Source organism: Flagellatimonas centrodinii, assembly GCF_016918765.2.
Taxonomy (GTDB): domain Bacteria; phylum Pseudomonadota; class Gammaproteobacteria; order Nevskiales; family Nevskiaceae; genus Polycyclovorans; species Polycyclovorans centrodinii.
On the sequence record NZ_CP092104.1, the window covers coordinates 65,413 to 85,342 of the forward strand.

Below are 19,930 nucleotides of genomic sequence, written 5' to 3' on the forward strand. Positions count from 1 at the left end.
CACGGGGCTGCGCCCCTCGCGATGACAGAAAAATGGAGGTCGCGATGACAGAGAAATGGAGGTCGCGGTGACAAGGGTTGGGCTCTGCCACTACCAGAAGGCGATCACCATTGCCGCGGTCAGCGCCACCAGCCCCCAGGCGGTGGCGCGCAGGGCGGCCGACTGCGGTGGGGTGGCGTCGACGTCGCTGACGGCGGCGGTACCTGCCGCGGCCGGCAACAGCGCCTGCCAGACCACGGCGGCGAGGGCCGACAGGCCGGTCAACAGCCCCGCGACGATGGTGAAATGGATGTCCAGCCAGCCGATCTGGGTGGCGATGAACCACGCCAGGCTGATGCCGTGCCCGGTGACCACCGCCCGCAGTGCCGCCGATGCCGTCAGTGACGGCCAGAAGCGCCCCAGCAGGAACACCGCCACCAGCGGCGGCGTGACGTAGGCGAAACCCTGTTGCAGGTAGTCGAAGAGGCCGGGAAACCGGTCGATCATCGGCGCCCAGATGGCTGCCAGCGCCATCAGCGTCAGTGTAATCACCCGCCCCAGTCGTGCCAGCGCCACCGGTGTAATGGCCGGGTTGCGGGCACGCACGAAGTCCACCGAAATCAGGGTGGAGGCCGAGTTCAGCGCCGAGTCGACACTGGACATGATGGCGGCCATCAGCCCCGCGAGAATGAGACCGGACAGGCCCACCGGCGCGTATTCGGCGATCAGGCGCGGAAACACCGTGTCGGCGCGGTCGAGGTCGGTGAACAAGGTCGCTGCCAGCGCCCCGGGCAGTACCATCAGGAATAGCGGCAGCAGTTTCAGCGCCGCAGCCAGCAGCGCTCCCCGGGTGGCGGTTTCGACATCGCGGGCCCCGAGCAGACGCTGTGCCACGTACTGGTTCATGGTCCAGTAGTAGAAGCCGAGCACCGGCAGGCCGATGAGCGTGCCCAACCACGGCAGCGACGGATCATCGATCGGACGGATCAGCGACAGGTGCTCCGGATCGAGCGCATCGGTGATCCGCGCCCACGAGTAGTCGAACTCGCCCAACACCAGCACACAGAGGATCGCCGAGCCCACCAGCAGCACCACGGTCTGCAGCACGTCGGTGTAGACCACCGCGCGCAGGCCACCGGCGGCGGTATAGAGCCCGGCAAAGATCGCCATCGCCGCACAGGTCCAGCCGAGGGTGAGGCCGGGGATGAACAGCATCAGCACCAGCGCACCGGCGTACAGACTGCCGGCGGTGTCGAGTACGATCGACAGGAAAATGCTGACCGCAGACAGATATTTGCGCAGACGCGGATCGAAACGCTGCTCCAACCATTCGGGAAGGGTGGTAACCCTCGCCCGCAGCAGTTTCGGCAGGATGAAGAAGGCGCTGAAGATCAGCACCAGCGCCGCCATCCACTCGTAATTGGCGACCGCAATGCCGCTCTGCCAGGCAGCGCCCGGCAGACCGATCAGGGTGGTGGAGGAAATGTTGGAGGCGAACAGCGACAGCCCCACCACGCCCCAGCCCAGCGACCGTCCGGCGAGAAACAGGTCATCGGCATCCGGGCTGCGTCGGGTGACCCGCCAGCCGATGACCGTGACCACCACGAGATAGCCGACAAGAACGGCGTAGTCCGCCGTGTGCAGCGCGCCCATGGGCACCCCTCCGTGGAAAAACGAGGCCCGGACCTAAGCACATCGACCGGTGAGGGGCAAGGCGCGCGCTGCGCGCGGCGCCGGGAATCGGGAATCGGGAATCGGGAATCGGGAATCGGGAATCGTAACGGCAACAGCAACAGCGTCACTCGACGTGTCGGCGCCAAAAGCACCCAACGCTGTTTCGGTTGCTTCTAACGATTCCCCATTCCCGATTCCCGATTCACGGCGCGCGGCGCGCCTTCCGGCGACGCCAGAAAGGTCTCGGCAAACGCGGTGAAGTTGCCGGCTTCCAGCGCCTCCCGAATCCGCTGCATCAAGCGGTGGTAGTAGCGCAGGTTATGGATCGTGTTGAGCCGCGGCCCCAGCATTTCGTCGCACTTGTCGAGATGATGCAGATAGGCGCGTGAGTAGTTGCGACAGGTTTCGCAGTCGCAGGCCCGGTCCAGCGGGCCGTCATCATCACGATACTTGGCGTTGCGCAGCCGGATCACGCCCTCGCTGGTGAACAGGTGCGCGTTGCGGGCGTTGCGCGTCGGCATGACACAGTCGAACTGGTCGATGCCGCGGGCCACCGCCTGCACCAGATCACGCGGCGTGCCCACCCCCATCAAATACCGCGGGTGGGCTGCGGGCATCAGTGGCGCCAGGCCGTCGAGCACCTTGATGCGTTCATCTTCAGGCTCGCCGACCGACAACCCGCCGATGGCGTAGCCATCGAAGCCGATCCCCCGCAACTGTTCCAACGACTGCTCGCGCAAGGCCGGATACATGCCGCCCTGGACGATGCCGTAGAGCGCATTGGGGTTGTCGCCGTGGGCCGTTTTGCAGCGCAGCGCCCACCGCGCCGACAGCGCCATGCTGGCCTCGGCCTGCCGTTCGCTGGCGGGATACGGCGTGCACTCGTCGAACTGCATGACGATGTCGCTGTTGAGCGCGTGCTGCATCTCGACGGCCCCCTCCGGCGACAGGAAGATGCGGTCACCGTTGACCGGGGAGGCGAAGGTGACGCCGTCCTCGGTGATCTTGCGCAGGGTCGAGAGGCTCCACACCTGGAAGCCACCGGAATCGGTGAGGATGGGGCCGTCCCAGTGCATGAACCGGTGCAGCCCCCCCACCCGTTCAAACGCGGCCTTGCCGGGCCGCAGCATCAGATGGAAGGTGTTGCCGAGGATGATCTGACTGCCAACGGCGCGCAGGTCTTCCGGGGTCAGACTTTTCACCGTGCCATAGGTGCCCACCGGCATGAACACCGGCGTTTCCACCACCCCATGCTGCAGTTGCAGGCGGCCGCGGCGGGCAAAGCCTTCCGTCTTGAGTACCTCGAATTTCACCGGCGTTCATCCTCTGCAGGTCGTCGTACGAACAGGCCGGAGACGCGTTCGTCATGGCCGGCGGGGCCCGGCTGAAAACTGAAGACGGACTGCAGGGCAGCCGCCACCTCGGCCAGTCGGGCCGGCGACCAGCCGGCATCCCAGTCGACCAGAATGCTGTCGATCGCCCAGGCCTGGGGCAGGTCCAACGCGTCGGCGCCGGCATGGTCGTACCAACCGCGGATCGCCTCGAACCGCCGCTGCTCGGCTGCCGCATCGCCACTGGCCTGGGCGGCATGATGCACCCAGCCAGACACCGTGGCCTGGCCGGCCAGCATCGAGGTCAACGGCGCCAGCGTGTAGGCACTGGCCCCGAGGCGTTCCAGCGTGCGCCCGTGCGGACGGTGTTGCAGCGCCCGCATCAGAAAGCCGCGGTCGGCCCGCAGGGTGAGACGGTCGGCGCCCGACCAATCGAAGGCGGTCTGCCCCTTGTTCCACTGCGCCCACACCACGTCACGACCGTGCAGCGCTGCCGACAGCAGCAACGGCACCGCCAGCAACCAAAGCCCGCGTGCCCGTCCCCGCAGACCGGCGAGGGCATACACCCCGAACCCCAGGGCGAGGAAGTGCAATGGGCTCCAGACCTTGAGGACACCATTGAAGCGCGCGCCGGAACCCCCGTTGTCACCCTGGCTGAAATGCAGGACCTCCATGCTCAGGGCCAGCAGGGCGATGCCGAGCAGTACCCAGGTGCTGCGGTCGCGACGCAGCGCGGCGCCCAGGCCCAGCAGCAGGGCCGGTCCCCAGATGATCAGCAGCGCCGGAACGGGCGACCGCAAGGCGGCCGGCAGCCCCTGGATGCTGACACCGCTGTCGCGCAAGGCACTGTGCAACATCAAGGGCGTGACCAGTGCCCAACTGATACCGAAGCCGACCAGTGCCGCCCGCCATTGACGCCGCGCGAGGGGGTCGCCCAGCAGCAAGCCGGCGGCAAGCAGACCGACATGCGGGACGGTCCACGGGTTGGCGGCCCAACTCAGCCACGGCAGCGCCGCCAGCCAGGCGGCATGACGGGCATCGCCGCCCGGCTGCGCGCGGTGAGCCCAGGTCCACAGCAGCATCGCCATCATCACCAGTGTCAGCAGCGGCGGATGCAGATCGCCGAGGTAGATCGCGACATGCAGCGGCGTCTCCACCGGCAGCGACGGGCTTGCCTGCACCAGCGTCTGCAGCCACGGCCAACTGAATTCGTCGGGGCGCATGTCGAACAGGCGCACGTGGGGATACCCGAGCATCATGCTGTCGGTAGCATGCACCGGCGACCACAACAGCAGTGAGACGCCGGTGCCGGCCGTCAGCACCGCGCCGGCACCGACGGCGGACCAGACCGCACCGGCGCGGGTGCGCAGGCTTTCGTACAGCGCCGTCCACAGGGTGGCGAGGATCAACGCCAGGCTGAGACTGACTGCCAATGGCACCGGCAGCAGCAGGGCCCGCGACAGCAACGCTGGCAGGTTGTGTATCAACGTGTAGTAGGTGGCGACCGTCGCACTGGCCTGCCACACGTCCGGCGCGGGGTAGGTGTTCGCCAGCCGCAGGCTCTGGACATACCGAAGCGAAAAGATGTTCTCGCCAAAGCTGTCGAATCCGGGGGCAAGACCGCGCAGCAGCAGGACCAGCAGCAGCACCGCGGTGAACAGCCCGAGCCGACGCCATGACACCGTCGCCGGCGCCCGCAGGGCCGCCCAGATGCCGAGCGGCAGCAGCAGATAGCCGCAACCCGGAAACAACAGCGGCAACCCCAGGTGACGCAACGCACTGTCGAGCAATGGCAGGCCCAGCACCGCCAGCAGCAGTACCGGGCTCAGGCCCCACCGGGCCGCGCCGAGCTGGGCCATCGCGGCGACCAGCAGCGCCATCGCGGTGACGGCCGCCAGCAGCAGGATCAGCGACATCACGCGCGAGCGTCCTTGTCGGGCGTGATGAGCATGGCATCGCCGTAGCTGAAGAACCGATAGCGCTGTTCCACCGCGTGGCGATAGGCCGCCATCAGCCGGGCGTGCCCGCCAAAGGCGCAGACCAGCATCATCAGCGTTGATTGCGGCAGATGGAAATTGGTGAGCAGCCGGTCCACCGTCTTGAAGCGATAGCCGGGGGTGATGAACAGGCGGGTGTCACCCGGCCCAGGAGTCGGCAACCCTGCAGCGTCGGCCGCGGATTCGAGCGCCCGTGCAACGGTGGTGCCAACCGCCACCACCCGCCCGCCGGCAGCACGGGTGTCGATGATCGCCTGCCGTAGAGTCTCCTCGATCCGGTACCGCTCGAGGTGCATGCGGTGCTCGCGCAGATCATCCACCCGCACCGGCTGGAAGGTGCCGGCGCCAACATGCAGCGTGAGGGTGGCACGACGCACGCCGCGGGCGTCGATGGCGGCCAGCAGCGCGGCATCGAAATGCAGCCCCGCGGTGGGCGCCGCCACGGCGCCGGGATGACGCGCAAACACGGTCTGGTAGCGCTCGGCATCATCGGCATCAGGGGCATGCGTGATGTACGGCGGCAAGGGCAGCTGGCCGGCAGCTTCCAGAAAGGCCGGCAAATCGGCGGCGCCCTCCAGCCGCAGGTGGAACAGGTCGTCCTCGCGGCCGAGCACGGTCAACTCACGACCGCCGACGTGGAGCACGCCGCCGGCGCGGGGGGATTTGCTGACCCCCAGTTGTGCCCAGAAATGACGATCATCGTCGAGCCGCTCCACCATCACCTGCACGCGACCCCCGCTGGCCTTGTGCCCGAACAGGCGGGCGGGGATCACCCGGGTGTCGTTGAACACCAGCAGATCGTCCGGCGACAGCCGTTGGGGCAGCGCACGAATGACATCATCCTCTGCGGCGGGGCCGTCAAGCACCAGCAACCGCGCACCGGCCCGCTCGGCCGTCGGGTGCTGGGCGATCAGTTCGGGCGGCAGAAGGTAGTCGAAGTCGCTGCGACGCATCGGCGCATCTGATTTGGCAAAAGGGCGCGTATAATGCCGCGCCTCAGCGCCCGGGTGGCGGAATCGGTAGACGCAGGGGACTCAAAATCCCCCGAGGCAACCCCTTGTGAGAGTTCGAGTCTCTCCCCGGGCACCACGCTGAACAGGTCGGCTCAGTCGGCCGGCACCACACGCAGTACCGCACCGTTGTCGTCGTCGGTCAGGAGGTACAGCGCACCGTCCGGCCCGCTGCGGACATCGCGGATACGGGCCCCCAGCTCGGCAAACATCCGTTCCACATCCCGCAGTTGCCCATCGGCACTGACGGTCAGCCGGTGGACGGCCCGATCCGCCAGGGCGCCGACAAAGAAGCTCCCCTGCCAGGCCGGAAAGGCATCGCCGCGATAGCGCGTCAGACCGCTGGGCGCGATTGAGGGCGTCCAGTGCAGCAGCGGCTGCTCCATGCCCGGCAAGGCGCGATAGGGCGAAATCTGCGCACCGGAATAGTCGACGCCATGGGTGATCGCCGGCCAACCGTAGTTGTTGCCGGGGGCAATACGGTTGACTTCGTCCCCGCCGCGAGCACCGTGCTCGTGGGCGTACAGCGCCCCCTCCACCGAATCGAAAAACAGGCCCTGTACGTTGCGGTGGCCATGACTCCAGATCTCCGGCCGGGCACCCTCGGTATCAACATACGGGTTGTCGGCCGGCACCGAACCGTCGGCATTCAACCGCACCACGGTGCCCAGGTGATTATCCAGTTTCTGCGCCTGCTCGCGAAAATTGTAGCCATCCCCCAACGCCACCATCAGCGTGCCGTCCGGGCGCCAGGCCATGCGGCCGCCATAGTGCACCGGCGTGTTCTTCAATGGCTGCGCGGTGAAGATGGGCGTAACCTCCTGTAGCCCGTTGCCGACCAGCCGCGCCCGCACCACCCGGGTGTTGTTGGCCTTGGCGGTGCCGTGCGCAAACGACAGATGGAGCAGGCCACTGTCGGCGAAATCGGGTGCCGGCAATACGTCGAACAGGCCGCCCTGACTGGCGACGAACACCGGCGGTAGACCTGCGACCGGTGCCGACTGGAGCTGTCCGTCGGCGATCACCCGGAGACGCCCGGCCCGCTCGGTGACCAGCATCCGCCCGTCCGGCAGGAACGCCAGCGACCACGGGTGGTCGAGGCCGTCGGCGACGGTTTCGACGCGGTAGTCGGGCGCATCGGCGGCGCCGGCGCAGGCGGTCACGGCGGCAAGCACACCGGCGGCGGCAAGACTGCGGACTCGGGACATCAGGGTCTTCCGAAAGGGCTGAGCGCCGAGGATAGCGCGTCCCCCGGATCCTGCCGCATGCGGCATCATCGCGGCGAACACCTCACCGGATGCTGTGCGTGAAACGCCTGATTCGCCCCACCCTGGCCCTGCTGGCCGCCGTGTTGCTCACCGCCGTGCTCGGCAGCGCGCTACAGACCCACTTCAACCTGGCGGCCTTGCGCGCGCTGGATGTCGCGGTGCCAATGGCGGTGCAACTGCGGACCACCGGCGCCGACCTGCTGGGCTTTGCCCCCGGCTATGCGGGGCTGGTGGCCGCAGGCTTTCTGGTCGCGTTCCTGGCGACCGCGCTGCTGCGTCGCCGCTGGCCGGGACGCCGCAGCCTGTGGTTTGCCTGCGCCGGGGCGGCATCGCAACTGGCGATGGTGCTGGTGATGCAAGCGGTGTTCGGCCTGACCGCGCTGTCGATCGCCCGCAGCAGTGCCGGCGTGGCGGCGCTCATGCTCGCCGGCGCCGCCGGCGGCCTGCTGTACGCGCGCCTGGGCGCAAGGCCGACAGCGGCCTAGGCATACTCGGCAGCATGGCCCAGGACGACACCCCGCAGCTGGTCCCCTTCATCACCCTGCCCAACTGGATCAAGGCGGCCACTGCCTGCGGCGTCAATATTCAGGCGGTGTTCGACCGGATGGGCATCGCCACCGACCTGATGCGGTTGGAGGACGCCACCATCGAGCGTGCCCAGCTGGCCCGGGTAATGGCCGCCTGCGTGCGGCAGTCGCAGCGCCATCACTTCCCCTTCGTGCTCGGCGAAACCTATGCGTTCGAGTACCTGCCCGACCTCGAGACCTTCGTCACCACCAGCCCCAACCTGCGTGAAGCGGCGGTGGTGTTCGACTGGGTGCGGGCGCTGATCAATCCCTATATCGACGTGCGTCTGCGTGAGCAGGGCGACAGCGCACGCCTGGTGCTGCAGTTTCTTGGCACCGACACCGAGACCCCGACCCAGCCCTGGTTTGCCGAAACCATGTTTACGGCGATCCACAAATTCGCTCGCCAGCTGGTCGGCCCGACCCCGCAATTCCGCGAACTGCGCTTGCGCCATCCAGCGCCCGCCCATGCCGACGCCTATGCGCAGCAGTTCGGCACCGTGATCCGCTTCGATCAGCCGGAGGATGCACTGGTCTTTGATCGCGCGTTGCTGGACCAACCGCTGGCGGGCGACTTTCCGTCGCTGCATGCCCAGGCCCGCAGTCGCATCGAGCAACAGCTGCGCAGGCTGCTGCCGCAGGACACGCTGGTGGCGGCAATCGAACGGGCGCTGGAACGCCGCCCCGCCCTGTTCGGCCAGGGTGCGTCGGCGATGGCGGAAGAACTGGGCCTGCACCTGCGCACCTTGCAGCGGCGATTGCGTGATCGCAATGAGCGTTTTGACCAGATCCAGGACCGCGTCCGCTTCCGGCTGGCACGCGCGGCGCTGCGGGACCCCGATGTCGAACTGGACCAGCTCAGCGAGCGCCTCGGCTTTTCCGACCGCCGCAGCTTCACCCGTGCGTTCTGCCGCTGGAGCGGGGAGACCCCCAGCGCCTACCGGGCCCATCGTCACGACGGATGAGGCTGTCGCGATTTGTTCCCTGCGGTCGCCCGCGGTCATGGTGCTGCCCGGCGGTCACGCCTAGGATCAGGCCAGATCAAGAACCTGGCAGGAGTCACACATGGACGGACGTCACCCCCCCGCAGACATCGTGCCGCGCAAAGGGCCGGAGCTCGGCCTCGACGGCGACATCCCCATCTACTGGCTGGACGGCGACGCGTTCAAGAGCCGCTTCTTTGACGCCATGTCGATCCTGTTTCCGGAGGGCGAAAAGTTCTTCATTGCCTGTGTCCGTGACTACCGTGACCGCATCACCGATCCGGCCCTGCAGGCCGAGGTCAAGGATTTCATGTACCAGGAAGGCCAGCACGGCATGGTGCATACCCAGTTCAACAACCGCCTGAAGACACAGGGCATTGCCGTCGATCACATCCTGGAAGAGCAGAAACGCATCATGTTCCAGGTGTTTCGACGCCGCTTTCCCAAAACCTTCACGCTCGGCCAGACGGCCGCCGCAGAGCACCTGACCGCGCTGATGGCGCATGGCTTCTTTGCCAACGGTCTGTTCCGCAATGCCGACCCGCGCATCCGCGCCATGTATGCCTGGCACGCCGTCGAGGAAATCGAGCACAAGTCAGTGGCATTCGATGTCTTCCGTGACGTCGCCAAGGGCAGCTGGCTGACCCGCGCCGCCAGCATGCTGCTGGTGTCGGTCACCTTCCCGATGCACACCTTCCTGATCATGCGCCACATGTTCGCGGTGGATGGCCTGAAGCAGCGCTGGAAGGTGTGGGCAAAGGGCCTGTGGTGGCTGTATGGCCCGGGTGGCCTGTTCCCGCGGATGATTCCGGCCTACCTCGCGTACTACAAGCCCGGCTTCCATCCACGGGATCATGGTGAGCTGGACATCTATCACTTCTGGCGCCGGGCGTATGAAAGCAATGGTCAGGACGCGATCGCGGCCGGCAACGCGGTGATCGCCTGGACCACCGGTGATCAGCCGGGATTGTCGGCCGGCACCACCTGATCGCGGCCCTGCCGCTTGGCCCGATACAGCGCCTCATCGGCCAGGCGGTAGGCCTCGCTGAGGGCCGTGCTGGCGGTGACAGTGGCCACGCCGATACTGCAAGTGACGACGCCGGCGGGCGCGTCCTGATTCTCGATGCCCATCTCGCGCACCAGCGTGCACAGGGCCTGCGTCCGTTCCAGCCCATCGCGCGCCGAGCAGTCGTACAACACCAGTGCGAATTCCTCGCCACCGACTCGCGCAGCCAGATCGAGCGGGCGTCGCGCGAACTGGGACAGCGCCACCCCCAACTCCGACAGCACGCCATCCCCGTAAGCATGACCATAGCGGTCATTGATGCGCTTGAAGTGGTCGATATCGATCAACGCCAGCACCAGGGTCGGTCGGCCCTCGCGCCGGAGGGCCCGGGTCGCCGACTCGTAGTGGTCATCAAGGGCGCGACGGTTGGCGAGCCCGGTCAGGGCATCGCGGAACGCCATCAGTCGTAGCGTCAGCATCGCGGCCCACTGCCGCCGCGCGGCCACCGTCGCCCAGCCGGTCGAGGCCAGCGCCACCCCCAACACCAGCGCCTCGAGCAACCAGGTGGAGGCTTCCTTGCGGGCACCGAGGGGAGCAAAGTAGGCGGCCAGCGCAATCACCGTGGCGACATACCCGGCGAAGAACAACGCCACCCGCGACAGCCGGATGCGGGTCAGTGACACCACCGCGAGCGGCACCAGCAACGCCATCGACGGATTGAGGGGGTGCCCGGCCAGCTCGCTGCGATGTCGCAGAAATTCGATCAGCGCGGTCTCCAGCGCGAAGGCGGTCAGCATCACCCACTCCGACCAGGCCGTACGGACATACCGATACTGGATGTAGGCATTGGCCAGGAACACCGGCACCAGCATGCCGAAGATCAGCGCCAGAACCAGGCCCTGGCGGACCTCCGAGCCGTGCCCCAGCACCAGCGGCAGCCACAACGGGGCGGTGGCGAAGGCGAGCATGGTGAGCAGGCTGATGTTGAGCCGCGCCGACACACTGCTTTCGCGAACGAACTGCTGGAACGCGGTCTCCAGCGCCGCGGGGAACCGCCAGGGATAGCGTTCGCCGCTGGCGATACTGGCCAACAGACGGACCTCGCGCTGCGCGATCTCGTCGACGTTGAGCCGCGCCAAACCCACCCGTCGTCCCGAGATCCCCAGCAACCAGCGCCAGGACCATCGATGACGGTCCCGGACACGGGCATCTGCGGTGGGTGGCGTCACGACCGGCTGCATCATCCGCGGAGACTACCAAGCCCTTTGTCCGGCCGTGCGCCGTCAGGCCAATTTTTTCGCTCCGGCGGCGGCAACGGTAGACTGTGCCAACGGTCCCGAATCCGCCGCCCCTGATCCACCGACCGGGCTCGTCATGCGAGCCCCTGCCCCGCCCATGAAATTCTGCTCCGCCTGCGGACACCCCGTGACCCGACGCATTCCCGACGGCGATACGCTGCCGCGTGCGGTCTGCGATGCCTGCAACACCATTCACTACGTGAATCCGAAGGTCATCGTCGGTTGCGTACCGGAGTGGGAGGATGGGCGCGTGCTGATGTGCCGGCGCGACATCGAACCCCGCCGCGGCAAGTGGACCTTCCCCGCCGGATTCCTCGAAATCGGCGAGACCAGCGGTGAGGGCGCGGCACGCGAGACCCGTGAGGAATCAATGGCGGAGGTCGAGATGGGCGAGGTCTTCTGCGTTTTCAACGTACCCCGCATCCACCAGGTCTATCTGCTACACCGGGCGCGCCTGCTGCGTCCGGACTTCGGGCCGACACCGGAAAGTTCGGAAGTCTGTCTGATGCGCGAGGACGAGATCCCCTGGGACGAGATCGCATTCCCCACCGTTTGGCACGGTCTGCGCTACTTCTTCGCCGATCGCGCCGCCGGCCGCCCCGGCTTTCGCAGCATGGACATCTGAAGGCGTCGAAATGACGGCAGTTCCATTACAATCGCTTCCGGCCGGTCCGACGGACCGAGCCCCGACCCAGCCCGCCGCCCAGGACTGCCCAACATGACCTTCGTCGTCACCGACAACTGCATCAAGTGCAAATACACGGACTGCGTGGAAGTCTGCCCCGTGGACTGCTTCCATGAAGGCCCGAACTTTCTCGTCATCGACCCGGAGGAGTGCATCGACTGCACCCTCTGCGAGCCGGAATGTCCTGCCGAGGCCATCTTCGCCGAGGACGATGTTCCGGAGGACCAGGCCCACTTCACCGACCTCAATGCCGCCCTGTCGAAGAAATGGCCGGTCATCACGGAGAAGAAAGACCCCCTGGCCGATGCTGCCGACTGGGATGGCAAGCCCGACAAACTCGCCTTGCTCGAACAGTAACCCGACTGACCAACAGCCCCTCTCCGTGAGGGGCTGTTCATTTGAGATGCCGTGTCCCGTCAGCTGCTGACCCCCACCGACCTCGCCGCCCGCGAAGCCCGCGCGGACGATGCGCTGGCGCACCGCGAACAGGGCGAAACCGTCTGGCAGCCAGCACAGGTCGACAGCCTGTCGCAGTGGGTCGAACAGCAATGGCTGCGGCACTGGCCTGCGCAGCAATTGATGACCCGGATCCCGCTGCTGGCCCTGTGGCGCGCCGTAATCGAGGCCGATGGTCGGCCGTTGCTGTCGCCGCAACAGTGCGCGCAGCTGGCATTGGCGGCCGATCAGCTGGCGCGACGCCACCGTATCGACCCGCAGCGCAGTCCGGCCTACACCGAGGAACACCAGGCCTTCCGCCGCTGGGCTGCCGAAGTCTCGCAGCAATTGCAGACGCTGCAGGCGGTAACCGTGGCGGACCTGCCGGACCGCATCGATGTCGCCGCAATCGCACATCCGGTGCGGCTGCACGGCGCCTGGCCGGCACGCCCACCGAATGAAGCGGATCTGCTGCGACGACTCAACCTCGAATGCGCGGCGATTCCGGCGCCGCCGCCACCGACCGCGGCCTGGTGCTACCCCGATGCCGACCGCCAATATCAGGGCCTGGCCGAACAGTTGCGGCCGCGACTGGCGGCCGCCGAGGATCGCCCGCTGCGCATCCTGCTGGCGGTGCCGGACATCGACAGCGCCCGCGTCGCCCTCGATGACGCGCTGGGCGATGCACTGGCCCCCTGGCGGCACCGTCCCGGCGAGAGCGGCTTGCTGCCGTGGCGCTGGGCCACGCCGACTGCCCTGGGCGACCGTGCCTGGGCCCGCGGCTGGCAACAGATGGCGCAGCTGCACCGCGGCCCGCTGGATTTCGCGCAGTTGCAAGGCCTGTTGCTCAACCCGGCGGTGTGGGCCGGTGAGCGCCGGGTGGCGGCAGCAGTGCTGGAGGCCACATTGCGGGACCGTGGCTGGCCCCGTATCGACCTCGCCGACCTGGCAACGCTGGCGGCACGAGTGGCGCCGGCATTGTCGGCACCGCTGCAGCGGCTGGCGACGCAACTGGGGCGCGAGCCAGCACGGGCACTGCCGGGACAATGGCATCTGCACTTCGTCGAGCGCGCCGATGCACTATTGGACGGGACGCCGATGGCGCTGGATTCCACCGCGTTCCAGATTCGCCGTGCCACCACCCTGGCGAGCAGCCGTCTGGGGAGCCTCGACCGCCTGCTCGGCAGGGTCTCGGCCGCCACCGCGGCGCACTGGCTGGGCGAGTGGCTATCGCAGCCGTTCCAGCCACGCGTGGAGCACCCACAGCCACTGTTGGTCGGCCGCCCGCAAGATCTTATCGGGATTCCCTGCGACCTCCTGGTCATCGCCGATGCCACCAGCGAGACCCTGCCCGGTCGAGCGTCGTTCAATCCGTTTCTGGCGGTGGAAGCGCAACGCGCCACCGGTGTTGCCGAAGCCCATCCCCAGCACTGGCTGAACCACCAACGAGGTCTGTTGGAAGGCTTGCGACAGGGCGCGGCGGAATGCTGGGTGACGCGGCCCGAGGTCGATGCCCGGGGGGCGCCGACCCTGCCCTGCCCCTGGCTGGATCTCGACTGGCAGGCGCCTCCGACGCCAGGCCTGACGCCTGCCCCCGCGCCGCTCGATTGCCCGGATATCGATCCGGTGCCGGCAGTCAGTGCTGCCGAGGGAATCGTCGCCGATGCCGGACTGTTCCAACGGATGCTGGCCGCCCCTCTGCTGGCACTCTGTGTCGATCGTCTGGGGGCACACGCGATGACGGCGCCACCCGGGGGACTTCCTGTCTGGTTGCAGGGCACCTTGATCCATGCGGCGCTGGCCGATGTCTGGGGTCGACTGCAGACCCGTGCGCGGCTGCTCGGCCTCGATGCCGACGCCTGCACGGAAGCCGCCACCACCGCGGTCGATGCCCAGCTGCCCCGCCTGCTGCCGACGGCGCGTTTTGGCGCCGTGCTGGTGGCGCTGGAGCGCCAGCGCGCCATCGACCTGGTGCGCGACTGGCTTCGACACGAGCAGCGCCGCGATGCGCCCTTCACCGTCATCGCCCGCGAGCAGTTGCTGGAAGGCCAGATCGACGCACTGCCGGTGCGCCTGCGGCTGGACCGTGCCGACCGCGTGCAAACGCCGGGCGGCGATCAGGTTGTGCTACTGGACTACAAGACCGGCCGGGAGGCCAATCCCCGCGGCTGGCAGGCCGACCGCATGGACGCCCCTCAGCTGCCGCTGTACGCGGTGCTGGCGCAGCGTGATCCGACCCTGCAGCCGCTGGGGGGCATCGGCTTCGCCCATCTCAAGGAGGGCCACCCGGCGCTGTCCACCCAGACCTGCTGGACCACCCGCCTGATTGACGGCAGCGACCCCAAGCCCGACAGCGACTGGCCAGCCACTTTGGCCGGTTGGCAACACACTCTGGAGAACGCCGCGCGCGGCTTTCTCGCGGGCCATGCGGGCGCCGACCCGAAGGTGCTGACACGGGGCCTGGCGCCGTATGCCGCCCTGCTCGATCGCCCGCTTGATGACGACGACGACACCGAGGCGCCGGCATGACCCTGAGTGATGCAGCCGCCCGCCGCGACGCGCTGGATCTGGGACACCACATCCTCGCGGTGGCGCCCGCCGGCTCGGGCAAGACCGGCCTGCTGGTGCAGCGGATGCTGGCGACACTGGCCACCGTCAGCGAGCCCGAACAGGTCGTCGCCATCACCTTCACCAACAAGGCCGCAGCCGAGATCCGCGCACGGGTGCTGGAGGCCCTGGCATCGGCGGCTGAGCCGGCGCCCGCCGATCCTTTCAAACAGCAGACCTGGGCCCTGGCCCGGGCGGCGCTGGACCACGCGCGGGCCCGCGGCTGGTCACTGCGCGAGCAACCCGAACGCATCCGCGCCCAGACCATCGATGGCTTCAATGCCGCCATTGCCGCCGAGCTGCCGCTGTTTTCGGGCATCGGTGGCCGTGCCCGCATGAGCGAGGACGCGCGCGGGCTCGCCGACGCCGCGGTGCAGGGTTTGTTCGAACGGGCCCTGGCAGAGGGCGCCGATCCGACACTGCAACAGGCTGCCGCTGCCTGGCTGCGCGCTACCGGCAACCGGCTCGACCGATTGACGCCGGCCTTGTCGGCGCTGCTGGAGCGACGCGAGCAATGGATCGACCCACTGTTCGACGATGACCATCCCGATGCCGGCGACAGCCTGCTGGTGGCACAGCACGTCGCCGCCCAATCCGCCCTGCGGCAGGCGCTCGGGCCCGATGCCGAGGCGCTGGCGGCCCTGGCCCGCGCCGCCGCCGAAACCGCTGACGATGCGGGCCCACTGGCCTGGGCGCGGGCGCTCGATGGCTGGCCGGCACCGGGGCCGGCATCGGCCCGCCAGTTTGACGGTCTGGCGCAGCTGCTGATCACCGCCGATGGCAGCCTCCGCAAGGCCGGCGGCATCAACGTCAGACTCGGCTTCGTGGCGAAGCAGCCGGCCACCGTCGCACTCAAGGCGCTGCTCGACCGCCATGCCGACCATCCGGCGCTGGCGATGACGGCGCGGCAGGTGCGGGTCTTGCCACCCGCAACCTTGCCGCCGGCCCTGACCGCCCTGCGCGAGCATCTGCGGGTGCTGCTGAAACACCTGCTGGCGGAACTGCGGCTGGCCATGAGCCAGCGCGGCGAAACCGATTTCACTGAAGTGGCGCTGGCCGCACGTGCCGCCCTGCGGCCGGAGGGCGGTTACGGTGAGGCCCTGCTGCGACGCGACGCGCAGCTGCGCCACCTGTTGGTCGACGAAATGCAGGACACCTCCGAGGCGCAGATCGGCCTGCTGGCGCAGCTGACCCAGGACTGGCAACCGGGCGACGGTCGCTCGCTGTTCCTGGTTGGCGACCCGCAACAGTCCATCTATGCCTTCCGCAAGGCCGACGTGCGGCTGTTCCTGCAACTTCTGGAAACCGGCCGTCTGGGCGCACTGGCCCTGCACTGCCTGCGACTGGATGCCAACTTCCGATCCGATCCGGCAGTGGTGCAATGGGTCAACCAGCAGCTCGGCCCCTGCTTCCCGACGCAGCCCGACACCGTCAACGGCGAGGTGCCGTTCAACCCCAGCCAGGCGCAGCGACCGGCGGCCGGCGGCATCGTCAGCCTCAATGGATTTCACGATCCAGCCGCCGCCGCCGATGCCACGGTGGCGCGGGCCCGGGCGGCCTTGTCAACGGGCGCATCGGTCGCCGTGCTGGCCCGCAGCCGTAACCATCTCGCGCCGATACTCGATCGGTTGCGCAGCGCCCAACTGGACTATGCCTGCGTCGAGGTCGACGCGCTGGCCGCGCTGCCGGGTGTCCGCGACGTGCTGGCCTGCACGCGGGCGCTGTGGCATCCAGCCGACAGTCTGTCCTGGCTGATCTGGTTGCGGGCGCCCTGGGTCGGTCTCACCTGGGCCGACCTGCTGCGGCTGTCGGTCGGCCGTCGCAGCCTGCCCTGGCCACAGCGTCTTGCGACGCCGCCGGACGATCTCAGTGATGACGGCCGGCAGCGCCTGAACCGTCTGATGTCAGTCCTTGACGCCACCCGCGACGATGCCGGCCTGCAGGAAGACCTGGCGGCGCGGGTGCGGGCGGTCTGGACCCAACTCGGGGGACCCGACTGCGTGGCCAGCCGCGAACAGGCCGATGTACGCCGCTGCTTCAGCCTGATTCACGCCCACAGCCGTGGCGGCAGCCTGCGCGACGAAGCGGCGTTCAGCCGCGCCATCGACACGCTCTATGCACAACCGGCACCCGGGCGACTGCAACTGATGACCATCCACCGCGCCAAAGGGCTGGAGTTCGATGAGGTGCTGCTGGTGGGCTGTGGTCAGGGCGCCCGGCGCGATGGCAAGCCGCTGCTGCACACGCTGGACACCGAGGCCGGCCCGCTGCTGCTGCCAAAACCCCCCGATGCGGTGGCGGCCGATGACCCCTGGCATCGCTGGTTCAACTATGCCCAGCAGCGCCAGAGTGGCGCACGCGACGCCGAGGCTCTGCGCCTGCTGTACGTCGCGCTCACCCGCGCCCGGCAGGGCCTGCACCTGTTTGCCCACGGCGAACCGGACCCGGACGATCCCGACGCCCTGAGGCTGCCGGCCGCCAGCTTCGGCGGCTTGCTGCAGCAGCGCTTTATTCTTCAGGGCGTGCCGTCAGCCACGATGGCGGTCGAGGTCGACCTGCAGCGGGCGCCCCGGGCGGCACGGCTACCCGCGGACTGGCAGCCATCAGCGGACGACACCCCACGTTTTCGCCCGCGCGAGCGGCGCCAACTGCGCCCCTCCGAACAGGTGCTGGAGGGGCGACGCGCCGAGCGCGTGGACGAGGATCTCTACGCACAATCGGTCGGCATCCTGTTCCATCAGGCAATGGAGCGGATTGCCGAGACCGGCATCGCCGCCTGGCAGGCAGCAGACGCACAGCGACGGCAGTCGTTGCAGGCGGCGCTGTTCCGCATGGGCGTGTCGCCGACACGGGTGCCGGACGCGGTGTCACGGGTGATGACGCTGGTGGCGCGAGCGCTGGCCAGCCCGATCGGCCGTGCCCTGCTGGCACCCCGGGCCTGGGCCGGATCGGAGTATCCGCTCGCCGGGGTGCATGAGGATCGCTGGATCAGCGCGGTGATCGATCGCTGCTTCGAAACCGACGACGCGTTGTGGGTGATCGATTACAAGACCACCGCCTTACCCCTCGCAGCCGAAGACCACGACACCTACTGTGCAGAGGCCAGCGCCCGATATGCAGCGCAACTCGACAGCTATCGCCGCCTGCTGGCGGCACACCGGCCCGGCAAGCCGGTTATCGGCGCCTTCTATTTTGTCGAGCCGGACCGGCTGATCGCCGCCGACGGCACCGGGCTGACGCCGCCGGACTGAACGGCCCTCAACCGCCCTCGACCGCGGCCGTCGCCTGCTGCGCCTGCAGTGCTTTCACTGCGAACTGCGCGGCCAGCGTCGGTGCCGGCACATAGCCATTCACCACTTCACCGTCCGGCAGCACAATCAACGGCGTGCCGCGCAGGCCGATTTCCTTGCCGAGCTGGTATTCCTGCAACACCGGGTTGTCGCAGTCGCTGGGACCCGCCACCGGTTTGCCCGCCTTCGCAGAGGTGAAAGCCGCCTTGCGGTCATCGGCGCACCACACGGTTTCGGCCTTGCGGAACGAGTCGGTACCGGGACCCGAGCGCGGATAGAAGACGTAGCGCACACCAATCCCGGCCTGGTTGTAGTCGTCGATCTCGCGATGCATCTTGCGGCAGTAGCCGCAGTCCAGGTCGGTGAAGACGGTGATGACGTTCTGCGCACCGTCGGGCACGAAACGGATCATGTTGTCGTCGCCCAACTCGTCGAGCAGCGCCAGTCGCATGGCCTTGCGGCTGCGTTCGGTCAGGGCCTCGCCGGTCTGCAGATCCAGCAGGTCACCATAGACGACATGCTGACCGTCGGCCGTGACATAGGCGAATTCGGTCCCCCAGCGGGCTTCCAGCATGCCCGGGGCGTCGGCCTCGCGCAGGGCGTCGGGGGGTACACCGACCAGCTTCTCGAGCCGCGCACGAATATCGGGGTGGGCTCCCGCGGGCAGGGCCGGCGGCAGCGTCGGCGGCGGGCTGACGGCGGTCGCGGTATCCGGCAGCGGGTCGGCGCAGCTGGCGAGCAACAGCGCGCTGAACAAGGCAACAGCGCCCGAACGGGAAATGGGGAACATGAACACTCTCACTGACAATCAGACGGAAGTATGACACCGGCGGGGCCGGGAGTTCGCCGACTCAGGCCCGCGGATGATGCGCCGCATGCAGTCGTGCCAGCCGCGCTTGAGCCACATGGGTATAGATCTGGGTGGTCGACAGGTCGGCATGTCCGAGCAGACGTTGGACACTGCGCAGATCGGCACCGTGATTGAGCAGGTGGGTGGCGAAGGCATGGCGCAGGGTGTGCGGCGACAGCGCGCTGCGAATACCGGCCTGGCGGGCGTGCAGGCCCAGGCGTTGCCAGAAGTTCTGGCGACTCATGGCGTCGCCGCGCTGCGACAGGAAGACCGCGTCATGCGGTGCGCCGCGCATCAGCAGCGGCCGCGACTGCCGCAGGTAACGCGCCAACCAGTCTGCCGCCCATTCGCCCATCGGCACCAGCCGCTCCTTGCCGCCCTTGCCCTGCACCTGCAGCAGGCCGCGTGCCAGGTTGACCCGCGGCATCGGCAGACCCACCAGCTCGCTGACCCGCAAGCCACAGGCGTACATCAGCTCCAGCATCGCGCGGTCGCGCAGACCGAGTGGATCGTCGACATCCGGCGCATCCAGCAGCCGGGCCACCTCGTCCTCCTCCAGCGTGCGCGGCAGACGGCGCCCAAGCCGCGGCGCCTCGATACGGGCGGTAGGGTCGTCGCTGCGCTGACCCTCGGCCAACTGCTGCCGATAGAACTGTCGCAGCGCCGACAGCCGACGCGCCTGGGTGCGACTGCCGGTGCCGGCGCCGACCGCCGCGAGCCAGGCTCGGAGATCGGCTTCGCTGGCAGCCTCCAGTCGGACCTGTCGCGACTGCAGCCAGCGCGCCAACAGCGCCAGATCGGAGCGGTAGCTGGCGCGGGTGTTGGGGGACGCCCCCCTTTCCAGCCACAAGTGGTCGACAAAGCGGTCGAGCGCCGCGATGTCATCCGGTTCGAGGGGCGCAGGGACGGAACGGGCACGGGCCATGACCTATGATACGGCGCTTCGTATGC

Annotated in this window: 15 protein-coding genes and 1 tRNA gene; 8 read left to right on the forward strand and 8 right to left on the reverse strand. The window is 68.2% G+C overall.

The window, feature by feature from the left end; all coding sequences use genetic code 11:
* Nucleotides 1-90: 90 nt before the first annotated feature.
* From JN531_RS00300 to queA, 4 genes are all read right to left on the reverse strand, one after another.
* A complete protein-coding gene (locus tag JN531_RS00300) occupies nucleotides 91-1,632 on the reverse strand; it encodes an SLC5 family protein (protein WP_228346863.1) in 1,542 nt (513 codons plus the stop codon).
* 194 nt (nucleotides 1,633-1,826) lie between these two features.
* Nucleotides 1,827-2,966 (reverse strand): tRNA guanosine(34) transglycosylase Tgt, encoded by a 1,140-nt coding sequence (gene tgt / locus JN531_RS00305; RefSeq protein ID WP_228346864.1) that lies wholly within the window; start codon nucleotides 2,964-2,966, stop codon nucleotides 1,827-1,829.
* Nucleotides 2,963-4,903 (reverse strand): DUF2298 domain-containing protein, encoded by a 1,941-nt coding sequence (locus JN531_RS00310; protein WP_228346865.1) that lies wholly within the window; start codon nucleotides 4,901-4,903, stop codon nucleotides 2,963-2,965. Before JN531_RS00310 ends, tgt begins: the two co-directional genes overlap by 4 nt.
* Nucleotides 4,900-5,934 (reverse strand): tRNA preQ1(34) S-adenosylmethionine ribosyltransferase-isomerase QueA, encoded by a 1,035-nt coding sequence (gene queA / locus JN531_RS00315; protein ID WP_228346866.1) that lies wholly within the window; start codon nucleotides 5,932-5,934, stop codon nucleotides 4,900-4,902. Before queA ends, JN531_RS00310 begins: the two co-directional genes overlap by 4 nt.
* Nucleotides 5,935-5,982: 48 nt before the next feature.
* Here queA and JN531_RS00320 point away from each other — a divergent pair.
* Nucleotides 5,983-6,070, forward strand: a tRNA-Leu gene (locus tag JN531_RS00320).
* Nucleotides 6,071-6,086: 16 nt separating this feature from the next.
* Here JN531_RS00320 and JN531_RS00325 read toward each other — a convergent pair.
* A complete protein-coding gene (locus JN531_RS00325) occupies nucleotides 6,087-7,199 on the reverse strand; it encodes a PQQ-dependent sugar dehydrogenase (protein WP_228346867.1) in 1,113 nt (370 codons plus the stop codon).
* Nucleotides 7,200-7,297: 98 nt separating this feature from the next.
* Between JN531_RS00325 and JN531_RS00330 the strand changes: the two genes are divergently transcribed.
* From JN531_RS00330 to JN531_RS00340, 3 genes are all read left to right on the forward strand, one after another.
* Nucleotides 7,298-7,744, forward strand: coding sequence for a hypothetical protein (locus JN531_RS00330; RefSeq protein ID WP_228346868.1), 447 nt, complete (start codon nucleotides 7,298-7,300; stop codon nucleotides 7,742-7,744).
* 14 nt (nucleotides 7,745-7,758) lie between these two features.
* Nucleotides 7,759-8,790 (forward strand): AraC family transcriptional regulator, encoded by a 1,032-nt coding sequence (locus JN531_RS00335; RefSeq protein ID WP_228346869.1) that lies wholly within the window; start codon nucleotides 7,759-7,761, stop codon nucleotides 8,788-8,790.
* Between the two features lie 100 nt (nucleotides 8,791-8,890).
* On the forward strand, nucleotides 8,891-9,796 hold the full coding sequence (locus tag JN531_RS00340) for a metal-dependent hydrolase (protein WP_228346870.1): 906 nt from the start codon (nucleotides 8,891-8,893) through the stop codon (nucleotides 9,794-9,796).
* Here JN531_RS00340 and JN531_RS00345 read toward each other — a convergent pair.
* Nucleotides 9,766-11,058, reverse strand: coding sequence for a GGDEF domain-containing protein (locus JN531_RS00345; protein WP_239795324.1), 1,293 nt, complete (start codon nucleotides 11,056-11,058; stop codon nucleotides 9,766-9,768). The two genes, JN531_RS00340 and JN531_RS00345, sit on opposite strands and share 31 nt — an antisense overlap.
* Nucleotides 11,059-11,209: 151 nt before the next feature.
* Here JN531_RS00345 and JN531_RS00350 point away from each other — a divergent pair, with 151 nt between their 5' ends.
* The 4 genes from JN531_RS00350 to JN531_RS00365 all read left to right on the forward strand — a co-directional run bounded on the left by JN531_RS00350 (nucleotide 11,210) and on the right by JN531_RS00365 (nucleotide 18,090).
* Nucleotides 11,210-11,737, forward strand: a complete 528-nt coding sequence (locus JN531_RS00350) for an NUDIX hydrolase (protein ID WP_228346872.1) — start codon at nucleotides 11,210-11,212, stop codon at nucleotides 11,735-11,737.
* Between the two features lie 93 nt (nucleotides 11,738-11,830).
* Nucleotides 11,831-12,154: a ferredoxin FdxA gene (fdxA, locus tag JN531_RS00355; RefSeq protein WP_228346873.1), complete on the forward strand. Its 324-nt coding sequence runs from the start codon at nucleotides 11,831-11,833 to the stop codon at nucleotides 12,152-12,154.
* A 51-nt stretch (nucleotides 12,155-12,205) separates the two neighbouring features.
* Complete coding sequence (locus JN531_RS00360; protein ID WP_228346874.1) at nucleotides 12,206-14,761, forward strand: PD-(D/E)XK nuclease family protein; 2,556 nt, start codon at nucleotides 12,206-12,208, stop codon at nucleotides 14,759-14,761.
* A complete protein-coding gene (locus JN531_RS00365; RefSeq protein ID WP_228346875.1) occupies nucleotides 14,758-18,090 on the forward strand; it encodes a UvrD-helicase domain-containing protein in 3,333 nt (1,110 codons plus the stop codon). The genes JN531_RS00360 and JN531_RS00365 overlap by 4 nt, the downstream gene beginning before the upstream one ends.
* A gap of 7 nt (nucleotides 18,091-18,097) precedes the next feature.
* Here JN531_RS00365 and JN531_RS00370 read toward each other — a convergent pair whose 3' ends face one another.
* Nucleotides 18,098-18,919, reverse strand: coding sequence for a DsbC family protein (locus JN531_RS00370; RefSeq protein WP_228346876.1), 822 nt, complete (start codon nucleotides 18,917-18,919; stop codon nucleotides 18,098-18,100).
* 61 nt (nucleotides 18,920-18,980) lie between these two features.
* The gene (xerD, locus tag JN531_RS00375; protein WP_228346877.1) at nucleotides 18,981-19,904 is read right to left on the reverse strand and encodes a site-specific tyrosine recombinase XerD; all 924 of its coding nucleotides are present in this window, start codon (nucleotides 19,902-19,904) and stop codon (nucleotides 18,981-18,983) included.
* Nucleotides 19,905-19,930 lie beyond the last annotated feature (26 nt).

Coding starts and splice junctions, on each gene's coding strand:
- JN531_RS00365 (WP_228346875.1), top strand. CDS start 14,758: ATGACCCTGAGTGATGCAGCCGCCCGCCGCGACGCGCTGGATCTGGGA.
- JN531_RS00300 (WP_228346863.1), bottom strand. CDS start 1,632: ATGGGCGCGCTGCACACGGCGGACTACGCCGTTCTTGTCGGCTATCTC.
- JN531_RS00370 (WP_228346876.1), bottom strand. CDS start 18,919: ATGTTCCCCATTTCCCGTTCGGGCGCTGTTGCCTTGTTCAGCGCGCTG.
- JN531_RS00345 (WP_239795324.1), bottom strand. CDS start 11,058: ATGATGCAGCCGGTCGTGACGCCACCCACCGCAGATGCCCGTGTCCGG.
- JN531_RS00335 (WP_228346869.1), top strand. CDS start 7,759: ATGGCCCAGGACGACACCCCGCAGCTGGTCCCCTTCATCACCCTGCCC.
- fdxA (WP_228346873.1), top strand. CDS start 11,831: ATGACCTTCGTCGTCACCGACAACTGCATCAAGTGCAAATACACGGAC.
- JN531_RS00350 (WP_228346872.1), top strand. CDS start 11,210: ATGAAATTCTGCTCCGCCTGCGGACACCCCGTGACCCGACGCATTCCC.
- JN531_RS00340 (WP_228346870.1), top strand. CDS start 8,891: ATGGACGGACGTCACCCCCCCGCAGACATCGTGCCGCGCAAAGGGCCG.
- xerD (WP_228346877.1), bottom strand. CDS start 19,904: ATGGCCCGTGCCCGTTCCGTCCCTGCGCCCCTCGAACCGGATGACATC.
- JN531_RS00325 (WP_228346867.1), bottom strand. CDS start 7,199: ATGTCCCGAGTCCGCAGTCTTGCCGCCGCCGGTGTGCTTGCCGCCGTG.
- queA (WP_228346866.1), bottom strand. CDS start 5,934: ATGCGTCGCAGCGACTTCGACTACCTTCTGCCGCCCGAACTGATCGCC.